General features: G+C 43.4%; 7 protein-coding genes. 2 read left to right on the forward strand and 5 right to left on the reverse strand.

Annotated features, from left to right (window positions below; genetic code table 11):
- Nucleotides 1-89: 89 nt before the first annotated feature.
- Complete coding sequence (locus J2T19_RS24625; RefSeq protein ID WP_307220616.1) at nt 90-3,260, forward strand: alpha-mannosidase; 3,171 nt, start codon at nt 90-92, stop codon at nt 3,258-3,260.
- A 136-nt stretch (nt 3,261-3,396) separates the two neighbouring features.
- Here J2T19_RS24625 and J2T19_RS24630 read toward each other — a convergent pair whose 3' ends face one another.
- The 5 genes from J2T19_RS24630 to J2T19_RS24650 all read right to left on the reverse strand — a co-directional run bounded on the left by J2T19_RS24630 (nt 3,397) and on the right by J2T19_RS24650 (nt 9,650).
- Nucleotides 3,397-4,251 carry an aldo/keto reductase gene (locus J2T19_RS24630; protein WP_307220618.1) on the reverse strand — a complete coding sequence of 285 codons (855 nt, stop codon included), beginning with the start codon at nt 4,249-4,251 and terminating at the stop codon, nt 3,397-3,399.
- Between the two features lie 301 nt (nt 4,252-4,552).
- The gene (locus tag J2T19_RS24635; RefSeq protein ID WP_307220620.1) at nt 4,553-5,458 is read right to left on the reverse strand and encodes a phosphatidylinositol-specific phospholipase C; all 906 of its coding nucleotides are present in this window, start codon (nt 5,456-5,458) and stop codon (nt 4,553-4,555) included.
- Between the two features lie 375 nt (nt 5,459-5,833).
- On the reverse strand, nt 5,834-6,730 hold the full coding sequence (locus J2T19_RS24640) for a glycine betaine ABC transporter substrate-binding protein (RefSeq protein WP_307220622.1): 897 nt from the start codon (nt 6,728-6,730) through the stop codon (nt 5,834-5,836).
- A 575-nt stretch (nt 6,731-7,305) separates the two neighbouring features.
- The gene (locus J2T19_RS24645; protein ID WP_307220624.1) at nt 7,306-8,559 is read right to left on the reverse strand and encodes a mechanosensitive ion channel family protein; all 1,254 of its coding nucleotides are present in this window, start codon (nt 8,557-8,559) and stop codon (nt 7,306-7,308) included.
- A gap of 137 nt (nt 8,560-8,696) precedes the next feature.
- On the reverse strand, nt 8,697-9,650 hold the full coding sequence (locus tag J2T19_RS24650; protein ID WP_307220626.1) for an alpha/beta fold hydrolase: 954 nt from the start codon (nt 9,648-9,650) through the stop codon (nt 8,697-8,699).
- A 295-nt stretch (nt 9,651-9,945) separates the two neighbouring features.
- Between J2T19_RS24650 and J2T19_RS24655 the strand changes: the two genes are divergently transcribed.
- A complete protein-coding gene (locus J2T19_RS24655) occupies nt 9,946-11,205 on the forward strand; it encodes a hypothetical protein (RefSeq protein WP_307220629.1) in 1,260 nt (419 codons plus the stop codon).
- The last annotated feature ends 166 nt before the right edge of the window (nt 11,206-11,371 follow it).

Below are 11,371 nucleotides of genomic sequence, written 5' to 3' on the forward strand. Positions count from 1 at the left end.
GATAAAGTTAATATGTTAGCGCTTCCAACAATCTAGCTCCATTAACGAATACAGCTTGTACTTACTTCAAACCAAGGTGGGAAACAAACATGAAAATGAATTCCTTGTATACTCGGATCCATACCATTGTTAAACACTTGGAACGTGCACGACTGACTTCAAAAACAGATATACCTGAGCTTTACCATAAAGAAAGTGGTTATCATTCATGGGAACTGGTGCATGAAGACCCAACCTCCTGGAATGTCTTCCGCAAGGGAGACGGCTGGGGTGGCAAGGATGTACACAGTTGCTTCAAGACCCGTATTCGTATACCTGACCATATGGAAGGAAAAAGAGTCGTTTGCGCCATCGTAACGGGCGCTGACGACGTGTGGAACTATGATAACCCTCAATTCTTTGCATTCCTGAATGGGGAATTGATCTGCGGACTTGACGTCAACCACACCGAAATTGATCTCACTCCGGCTGCAGTTAAGGGTGAAGAGTTCGAACTCGCTTTATATGCGTACTGTAGCACTTCGGCAGCGGATGTATTCTTAAATGTATATATAGCTGAACATCATCAGCCTGTATCTGACTTATATTATGATCTCAGAGCGGCGCTTGAAGCCGCCGACCTATTACGTGACGATGATCTGGAACGACTCAAGCTGATTGAACATCTGAATCAGGCGGTTAATCTACTGGATCTCCGCCAGGAGAACAGTGCTGATTTTCATGCGTCGGTGCTGGAAGCCCGTCAATATTTACAAAATCATGTCTACAGTGATGCCCGACCTGCGGGAGATCACATCCCTACAGTCCACTGTATCGGTCACACCCATATCGATGTGGCGTGGTTATGGACGCTAGATCAGACCCGGGAGAAGGTCATCCGGAGCTTCGCGAGTGTGCTCTATCTGATGGACAAGTTCCCAGAATATACGTTCATGTCTTCGCAGCCTCAGTTGTACGCGTACCTGAAGGCTGATTATCCAGCACTCTATGCCAAAATCAAAGAAAAAGTAGCTGAAGGCCGCTGGGAAGCGGAAGGCTCGATGTGGCTGGAAGCCGATTGTAACCTGATCTCTGGTGAATCGATGATTCGTCAGATTATCTATGGCAAACGTTTCTTTAAGGAAGAATTCGGCGTGGAAAACCGGGTATTGTGGTTACCCGATGTGTTTGGTTACAGTGCAGCCATGCCACAGATTATGCGCAAGAGTGGCATCGATTATTTTATGACGACCAAAATCGCCTGGAATGACACGAACCAAATTCCGAACGACACGATGTACTGGCGAGGTATTGACGGCTCTGAGGTGTTGACGCATTTCATCACGGCAACAGACTACGACAAGCATCCCGAATTCAGACAGCGCAGGTTCGAGACAACCTACAATGGACGGTTCAATGCATCTCAGATCAAGGGAACATGGCAGCGATATCAGAACAAAAACATCAATACCGATGTATTGCAGTGCTACGGATTTGGCGATGGAGGCGGTGGCCCGACAGAGGAAATGCTGGAGCAGGGTAGACGTCTTGAGAAAAGATTGCCTGGCATGCCTACGGTGAAACGTACATTTGTCCGTGAGTTCTTTGAAAAGCTGGAGCAGAATCTGACCGATGTTCGTTCCGTTCCTCGCTGGTCAGGTGAGCTGTATCTGGAGTACCACCGCGGAACGTATACTTCTATGGCTCGCAACAAACGGTACAACCGCCATAGCGAATTTGCGCTGGCCGATGCCGAGCTATTCTCTGTTATTCGTCAGCAGGTAGATGCACAAGCCACCTACCCAACGGATGCTCTAGAGCACGCATGGAAGCTTACCATGCTGAATCAATTCCACGATATTCTGCCTGGAAGTGCGATTGAGCAGGTGTATATTGATTCGAAAGAACAATATGAAGAGGTCATTCACGTTACGGATGAACTAAAAAACAGTGCGCTAAGCGGAATTGTAAGCAGCATTCAGTCGGATGGAGATACCATCGTTGTGTTTAACACCACCGGCTTCGAACGGACCGATGTCGTGGAGCTGCCTGGCTTTACGAAAAAAGTAACAGTCTATGACGGTGATCGTCCCTTACCAAGTCAACGTACACCGGAGGGTGGACTTGTATTCCTTGCGGAGAACGTACCAGCTTCTGGATACAAAAGCTTCCGCATCCTGCCTGATGTATCTACCGAGCAAAATGTAGGCATATCGGTTGCACAATGGGAAGCTGGTCAGCAACGCATTCAGACACCGTGGTACGATGTTCAACTGAATGAAAGTGCCGAGTTCTTATCCATTTGGGACAAATTAGAGGGGCGCGAGCTGCTCCAGTCTGGCAAACGTGGCAATGTGCTACAAGTATTTGAAGATCGTCCTGCCGAATACGAAGCGTGGAACATTGACGAATATTATGAAGAGCACATGTGGGAAGTTAGTGATCTACAGGCGCTTGAATGGGTGGAAAGCGGGCCGGTGCGTTCTGTGCTCCAAGTCAAAAGGCAATTCCTCGATTCCATCATTGATCAGAGAATCATTTTCTATGCGCATACACGCCGAATTGATTTCCGTACGTTGGTAGATTGGAAGCAGGAGCATTTACTCTTGAAAACCGCTTTCCCGCTGGATATCTGGAGTGAGAAGGCCGTCTACGAGATTCAATACGGTAACGTAGAGCGTGCAACCCACCGGAATACAAGCTGGGATCAGGCTAGGTTCGAGGTCTGCGGACAGAAATGGGCGGATCTTGCGGAAAATGGATATGGTGTCGCATTGTTGAATGACTGTAAGTACGGATATGACATCCATAATTCGGTGATGCGATTGTCGCTCATTAAGAGTGCAACGTACCCGAATGAGAATGCTGACAAAGAGCTGCATGAATTCACGTACTCCCTTTATCCGCACAAAGGGGATTTCCGCGAGGGACGTGTCATCCAAGCGGCGTATGATGTTAATCGTCCACTAGTCGCTCATGAAATCGGATCGCAAACTGGCAGCATGCCAGGGGTCTGGTCGCTTGCATCCGTCGATCAGGACAATGTCGTGTTAGAGGTTATCAAAAAAGCCGAAGACAACGATGATATCATCATCCGGGTCTATGAAGCACATGGGCGCCGCACTCGGGCTGCTCTGCAGTTGCCTGAAGGTTCTAGTTCAACGGCATATGCATGTGATCTATTGGAGAATGTTGAAGCCGAATGTGCCGTAGACAAGAGCCATATCTCCTTCGATATCAGACCATATGAAATACTTACTTTCCGTATTCCGAAGGCATAATAACGTTGGTATGTTACGTGTACTCTTTTATCGCAAAAGTGCTCCTAGTCTCGTTGAAGACAGGAGCACTTTTTTTGTTGATCATCACACTTACATTCACTAAAGGATAAATATGCAACTATTTACTATGCAACCTTTAAAACTCCTCGTATTCACTCGGGTCTTGATCCCACAGTCTTCCATCTGGTCGGCTAAAGGAAGAGATGACTTTCATCTCCTCTGCATTCAGCTCGAAGTCGAAAATATCGATGTTCTCTTGCTGGTGCTGGAGCGAGCTTGCCTTAGGAATTGGAATAGAACCGAGCTGGATATGCCAGCGCAGAATGATTTGGGTTGGCGTTTTGCCATACGCTTCAGCAATGCGGAGAATTTTGTCGTCCTTTACGATATCCTGTACGGCATCATTGCCACGTCCAATGGGGCTCCATGATTCATTTACAATGCCATGCTTCGCATCCTGCTCCCGCTGACCCACTTGATCGAAGAATGGATGAAGCTCAATCTGGTTCAGACTTGGTGCCACGCCAGTCTCTTTGATCAGCCGTTCATTATGCTCAGGCAGGAAGTTACTTACGCCAATGGAGCGGATATATCCGCGTTTCTTCGCTTCAATTAGAGCTTGCCAAGCCTCCACATACACATCCTTCTTCGGATTAGGCCAGTGGATTAAGTAGAGGTCATAATAATCTAAGTCTGCTCTGTAGAGCGATTCTTGGATAGCTACTAATGCTTTGTCATACGCGTGATAGCGTCCTGGTAGCTTCGAGGAAATCAACAGTTCCTCTCTAGGAATGGAGCTCTGCTTGATTGCTTTTCCAACCGTTGCCTCATTCTCATAATTGTACGCTGTATCTATCAACCGATAACCTACATCCATGGCAGACACGATTGATTTGACGCCTTCTTCTCCTTTTAGACTATACGTACCGAACCCGATCGCAGGCACTTGCAAGCCATCATTTAATGTATATTGTGGGATTGAATGTTTCATATGAGAACGCTCCTTTGTTCGATATTATTTATGTGTTTTGGAGAAAAAAGGGATATCCCCTCTCGGTTTATCTTAACCCCTCATACCTGCTTGAATCAATTCGCCGTTAAGCTATCCGTCCTGATCACACATAATAGACACACCTACTTCTTACTACATCTAAGTTTGCATACTACTCACTCTCTTGAAGGTTAAATACACTGAGGTCTGCAATGTAATAATTCATTATCCATTTCTCAACAAAAACCAAAGAAACGCCAGTCACAGGGACCAACGTCTTCTTTGGAAGTTCTATCTTCGATTAAAAATTAGTGGAGATGATCTTAGCAGCTGTGCCCTCGTCAATGAAATCCATTACAGATACACCAAAACGTCCTTTGGTATTCGTCGTAAAGAAAGAGTTTACTTTAGGATTCAGATCGTCCTTGATCGAGCGAATGTTAGGGATTCCGAACCAGCCTGGGTCATACCCACTTGTGAAATTCAGGTACAACCAGGAAGGATTTTGAGTTTTGGCTTCATTGTACATGTTCTGAACATCCGTCCACTTCTTGCTCTTATCGGATACTTTAAAGTAATCTTGGATCTTCATTTTGGCTGCATTCTGGATGTTGAAGGTTGTGTTCTCCTGCCATGCAGTAGCATTAATGCCGTATGGAGTTTGACTCATATCAAATCTACGAAGTAATACAATCTTTCCTTTGGCTTCACCAAGGGTAGGGATGTGGTCGGTTAGCAGCCATTTGTCCGGGTTTTTGGCGACATAGGATTTAAATGTTTCTTCGTAACTGCGTGTATTATTCGCTGGGGTATGTTCTTCTTTTACACTCATAATAATGGTCTCAGATGGATTACTGTTCAGGAAGCCGATGACCGCATTTAATACATCATCAAAGTTCTGGTTTTGATAGACTGCCCCATGGTGGATGGTGAACGCATTCCCGTAATGTCTCGTACGCACGTCGAGGTAGCGAACCCCAATATTTAATTGCTGCGCAATTGTCAGATCCTGTGTCTTTGCCGTTCCATTGATGGGCTCATATAGAGCACCGCTGTCATGTGTTCCCGGAATGGAAAGAGAAGCTAGTGAAGTGCTGGAAGGAAGCGATCCCATCCAATTCGAGCTGCTGTACGCGGAGGACACACTAGTTAACGTCCATGAAAAGAGAGTGACAAATGCAAGTGCCAGGCTTAGTCTCTTGAACAATGTAAATACCACCTTTGCTTGGATTGGTGTTGCCCTGATCATGAAGCGGCGCCAGCTCAATGATCAAACGGCCTATTACAGGCTGATAAATACGCTGTGCGTTGTCTAGATGTCTATACCTCAACTCTACTGCTCTAGTGTTTGCATGTGATTACGTCTAAGTAAAATGCAGATTAATTGAGAAAGTGGACAAAAAATACATTTTACAGAATGGGGAAGTTTAATTTATGAAGCCATCTTTTCGATGTGTCGAGTTCTCTTTTAACAAAAAAACGTAAAAACGACCACCATTAAGGTGGCCGTAGTAGTTCGCATTGCATATCAAAATTCTAAGGAAGTAAGCTATTAAACTAAATTTGATAACAGATTACACAATTATAACTGCAAATCCTCAATTGAGTTTACATCTTCCATATAAGAAGGTACAGCTAGTCCGGATTTTACATTCACCATATTTGCTCCCAGATCATCCAATCTTTCACCATATTGCTCCCAATAATCTGAATGCGTCACTGGCAGCCATGCAGCTACAATAGCATCTACATCTCCGTTGGCAACGCCGAGCCACATCGGTCCGATCTCTACTTGCAACGCCTTGGCTCTGTATCCCAGCTTCTCTTCGAGCACATATCGAACCACGTTGGTACTAGCAAGCTCGGAATCCCACGCAACATAACTAAGTATGAAAGAGTCTCCTTTTACGGGTGTGAGACCTTCAATCCATTCCTGCACTTTCCCTTCATGACCATTGACCCATTTGGCTGCTGCTTCTTCCGGCTCCATTCCATCCTGAATATCGACCATTACTTCACCCATGTCATCAGATGTCCAATTGAAACGATCCAGGAATTCATAGGCCACCGGATGATCCTTCTTCAAACCAAGGCGGGCGATCGTATGAATCTCTTCCGGTTCCCCGTATGTCAGCTTCGGGTCATCCAAATATTTTAGATCATACGTATTAAACATCCAGTGCGGAGACCACGCGACAAAAACGATTGGCTCTTTATTCTTGTAAGCTCGATCCAGTTGGGCTGTCATGCCTGCCGCTGAACTTTCCATTAATGTCCAGTTTGAAAGATCATAATCTTCCATCGCTTGGGCTGTAAGTCTCATAAGACCTGAACCGGGATCAGATCCTGTAATTTTATAGTTAACCTGTTTACCTACGCTAGGTTTGTTCTCACCAGTCGCTGCATTAGAAGAACACGCAGCAAGTACAAATATCGCAGCTAAACTTGTAAACAACATCCATTTTCTCACTTTTCTCATGTTAAGTTTCCCCCTCTGTAATCATCGTGTTGTGTTAGACACCAGCATTACATTCTGCAGAAATGTAGACAACATTAGACATAAAGCGACAGTCACTTAGCAACCACGTTAGGATAACAAATTTAGAAATCGATTTCAAACATTAAAACTTGTTCATTACGTACATACAGAAAAAACTGTATAAACTTTACTCCATTTTATGGTCAGATACTCCGTTATACTGCCTTATCCTGCCGATTCATCTTCAAAAAATAAATCATATATTTTTTTAATTTTTTTCGTAAGAGAATCCATTTCATAATCACTGAAAAAGGAGTAAGGTATTATGAAACTGATTCATACATCTATTCTATAACTTATTAAAGTGGGTTTATATGTAACTATATTTGATATAAATAGACTTTTTTGTATATGTATAGTTCTTAATTGAAGTAGCTATAGGTATTATCAAATTACTATGAACATAATCGTTTAATATGATTGCCAAATCTAACTGGGGGAAAATGCATCTCTCTTATAATATATGTAAAAAAGAGCCACTATTGTAGTGACCCTTCACATATACAAAACAACTCTTAATACTCTCGCACATATTCTCTTTTTTCTTTCAATTGCACAATATCATGACCTGTTGGATTCTGGAACGCACGAAGTCCAAAGGTTTGCGCAACCGCAAAGATATGATCAAAGATATCAGCCTGCACGGATTCATATACACTCCAATTGATATCATTGCTGAACGCGTAAATTTCAAGAGGAAGTCCGCGATCTTCCGGTGCTAATTGTCTTACAATCATCGTCATATCCTGATTGATTTTGGGATGATTCCGTAGGTATTGATGGATATATTCCCTAAAGACACCCACATTGGTGAGCTGTCTACCGTTCACATTGCTCTCACGGTTTACCTGATGCTCAACGTTGTAGGCTTCGATCTCCTCTAGCTTGGTGGTTACATAATCGGTTAAATAGTGAATTTTCTCAAATTCAGCTACCATCTCCTCCGTACAAAATCGGATACTGCTAATATCAATATAGATGCTTCGCTTAATTCTTCTACCCCCAGAGACCTGCATACCTCTCCAGTTTCGGAACGAGTCAGAGATTAGAGCATAGCTGGGGATCATCGTAATGGTTTTATCAAAATTCCGAACCTTCACGGTATTCAGCGTAATGTCGATGACGTCACCGTCTGCATTATATTTCGGCATTTCAATCCAATCGCCTACGCGTACCATATCATTGGATGATAATTGCACACCCGCGACTAGACCAAGAATAGAGTCCTTGAACACCAGCATCAGTACCGCCGACAATGCACCAAGTCCACTAAGAATGATCAACGGATTCTGGCCGATCAGGTTCGAGATGACAATAATGCCTCCTATAATAAATAGGACAATCTTCGCGACCTGAATATATCCCTTAATCGGTCTAATCTTCGACACTTCATACGAACGATATATCTCATCAAATACATTGAGTAACGTGTTGAACACGGTGATCATGACAACAATCATATATGTCATTGCAGCCTTCTCTACTAAGGCTTGGTAGGATGGAAAGATGTAAGCAGAGTAATAGATGATAATGGCTGGCACGAGATGCGACAGCTTGTGGAATAATTTTTTCTCGACAATGATGTTGCCCCATCTGTAACGGTTACTATTGACGATATGATTGATCGTCTTCAGTACGATTTTTTTGGCAATATAATTCGCTACTACTGAGATCATCGCAATAAAAATAATCATGATGATGTTTGAAAGATACCCGATGGATGGTTCACTCATGCCCAATTCTTCTAGTTGATTTCTAATAAAGTCCATGGTTTCCTCCTCACGCAGTTTAGTTTAGCCTACTATTATAGAGTAGTTTGAAGCACTACGCAAAATGCATACAAAAATAACCACCTCCTCAGGTGGTTTCTTCGTCTAACCTCATAAGACCGCTCAGCCGCGCCCTACTATAATTGCTCGATGAATCGTTTGCTTTCCTCCGCAATGCGGTTCGGTGCTTCGTTATGAATATAATGTCCACCAGGTAAGATTAGAATTTCGCCATTTTTCACAGAAGCTATGTAGTTCTTCAGAACAGCCTGCCAGTTCTTCATCGGCACTTCCTCTCCGCTCGAACCAAAGAAATACATCGGTACATCTGGAACACCGTGTTCCAGAACCTTGGCCGCGTTATCTCTAATCATCTTCACCTCGTCGTTCATGTTCGACGTCTGCGTACTCTTGTAGAATAATGCTCGGTAGAGCTCCTCTTCTTGCGACGAGAGATGCTTCTGCTGAATAGCTGCTGATGAATCTACAATACCGGGGAAATAGCGGGTGATTCCAAGGCGTGCTCCCATACCGGTAAGTACCATCATTCCAGGCGAAGGAAGTGGGTATTCTTCATACACCTCTGGAACCGCAGGATCAAGTCCAATGATCGCTTCGACTTCATCAGGGTACGTCTGTGCCCAGTATAAGGCTTCAATAGCTGACATCGAATGCGGAAACAAGACATATGGTGGTTGCTGTCCTGCCAAAGCCAGGGCGGTTCGTGTCTCTTCTAACATCGTATCAATATCACGGGAGACCTTGGCCGTTTCACTGAAGCCATAACCTGCTTTTTCTACAACTGCGACCTTGTATTGATCTGATAATCTAGTGTATAAAGCTTTGAAATCCAGTACAGGAGCGGATGTGCCCCCGCCTGACATAAAGACAAGTGTTCGTGATCCCGTACCTTCAGTATAAACGTGCATCTGATGATTGTTCACATTGACCATCGTTCCTGGCGGTACAAGTAGAGCTGATTCTTGTTTTAATTGAATCCGATGATTCGTGAAGCTAATAGCGATAAATATAAGAAGAAGACCCAGCAAAGCGATAACGCTATATCCCATTCTTTTCAGCCAAACTCTCATTGTTATCCTCCTACAGCATGGTTGCTCTGTATCTCAGGTGTATGTATGTACATTTCAAACTGTTAAGCACTCTATATGAAAATCTACTGTGACCCGAACCTTATTAGGTTAGCTCGATATTGCTTAATACCACACTTATATTCTCGTATTCTCGTAAAATGGATACACCCGGAGCATGTTCTACTATTCGTTATTATACAAAATATACTACAATACCTAGTATAATGGCGATAATTACATATTAGTTTTTTAGTTTAAAGCGCACAGAAGATGAATCATAGGAGGATATGACGGAATGAACAGACTTTCCCTCGGTACTAAAGTACTGATGCTAATCACCGCACTGAGTATGACACTAGCAAGCACAATTTCGGCCGCAGACTTCACAGAATTCCCTAAGCCTACTTGGAGCACCACAGTACCAGCCAATACAACTACAGATGATTTTGCCCATAAACCTATCGAAGATCAGTACCTGCCTATCGTGTCTACAAAGGATAATACGACCTACATGCTGTTACGTCATAAATTAGGAAACAAATCTACCTATCAGATGATGGCTGTCAACGACGTAACCGGCAAACAAAAATGGATTCACACCTCACCTTACAGATATAATCCATACAACATTGATGCCAATGGAAATACCTATTATGTAGAGGACGTTAAAGTCGGAAACAAACATGGTAGCAAGCTGATTGCATTGGATGCCAATATGAAGCCACGATGGGAAAAGGTTTTCCCTGATGGTGGGAATTTTGAGGTGCTGAGCGATGGTCGTTATGCAGTCATTGATTTTGTAAAGGAGCAGAACCTACTTAAGCTGTACTCGCCAGAAGGAAAAGAAATCCTTAGTAGATTGTACAATGGCAGTATTCGACACATCCAAGGGGATTATGTTGGTACCGCTAGCTATGAGAAGAATGCTACAGTTATAACAATTTACTCTATCTCAAGAAATAAAAAAGTCACTTCTTATGCTTGGCCAAAAGAATACTTCAGCCCATACCATAACGACTTTGATGTGCTAAGTGGGGGTACGATTCTTGTTCCTCTCATCGACGAAAAGACGGGGCAGGAAACGCTACAAGGCATTTCGCCTACAGGAAAAAAGAAATGGACTCGCTCCTTGCCCACACCAGTACCTAACAGCACGCTGTTTCAATCGATCGGAAACCATTATCTCATTCAAGAGGAAAATACACTTAGCGTATACGACACAAATAACAAACGGATCTCCACAAGGACTTTTGATGATCTTCCTAAGCTAGGTAAGTTACAGTTTCTGAATAAGGATACCTTTGTATTCGGTGCAGTCGAGGATAAAGGGCTGGTTCCTGTGAAGTTGATTGAGCAAGGGTTTACCAACAATGATTATGTTACACTGCCATCCAAAGCGGTATATCATGTGCTGGATCGTACGCTGAGCTCGATAAACGCATTAAAATTAGACCAAGCGCCATTCTCGGCTGAGAACATCCGCTTCGTGAATGCCAATACATTTTATCTGACCATGGAGAAAACATTAGCGAAGTACGAGCTCACGGGTAAGTAGGTTGGATGATCGCCATGGTGAGAGGGTCACCTTTTAATATATGATTTATTTAACTGGGTGGCAGTTCTTTTAGTTCTTTTAGTTCTTTTAGTTCTTTTAGTTCTTTTAGTTCTTTTAGTTCTTTTAGTTCTTTTAGTTCTTTTAGTTCTTTTAGTTCTTTTAGTTC

This window comes from Paenibacillus tundrae (assembly GCF_030812775.1).
GTDB lineage: Bacteria > Bacillota > Bacilli > Paenibacillales > Paenibacillaceae > Paenibacillus > Paenibacillus tundrae_A.

What these genes read in the sequence shown, in the direction of transcription:
- J2T19_RS24625 (WP_307220616.1), top strand. Translation starts at nt 90, where the DNA reads ATGAAAATGAATTCCTTGTATACTCGGATCCATACCATTGTTAAACAC.
- J2T19_RS24630 (WP_307220618.1), bottom strand. Translation starts at nt 4,251, where the DNA reads ATGAAACATTCAATCCCACAATATACATTAAATGATGGCTTGCAAGTG.
- J2T19_RS24640 (WP_307220622.1), bottom strand. Translation starts at nt 6,730, where the DNA reads ATGAGAAAAGTGAGAAAATGGATGTTGTTTACAAGTTTAGCTGCGATA.
- J2T19_RS24645 (WP_307220624.1), bottom strand. Translation starts at nt 8,559, where the DNA reads ATGGACTTTATTAGAAATCAACTAGAAGAATTGGGCATGAGTGAACCA.
- J2T19_RS24650 (WP_307220626.1), bottom strand. Translation starts at nt 9,650, where the DNA reads ATGAGAGTTTGGCTGAAAAGAATGGGATATAGCGTTATCGCTTTGCTG.
- J2T19_RS24655 (WP_307220629.1), top strand. Translation starts at nt 9,946, where the DNA reads ATGAACAGACTTTCCCTCGGTACTAAAGTACTGATGCTAATCACCGCA.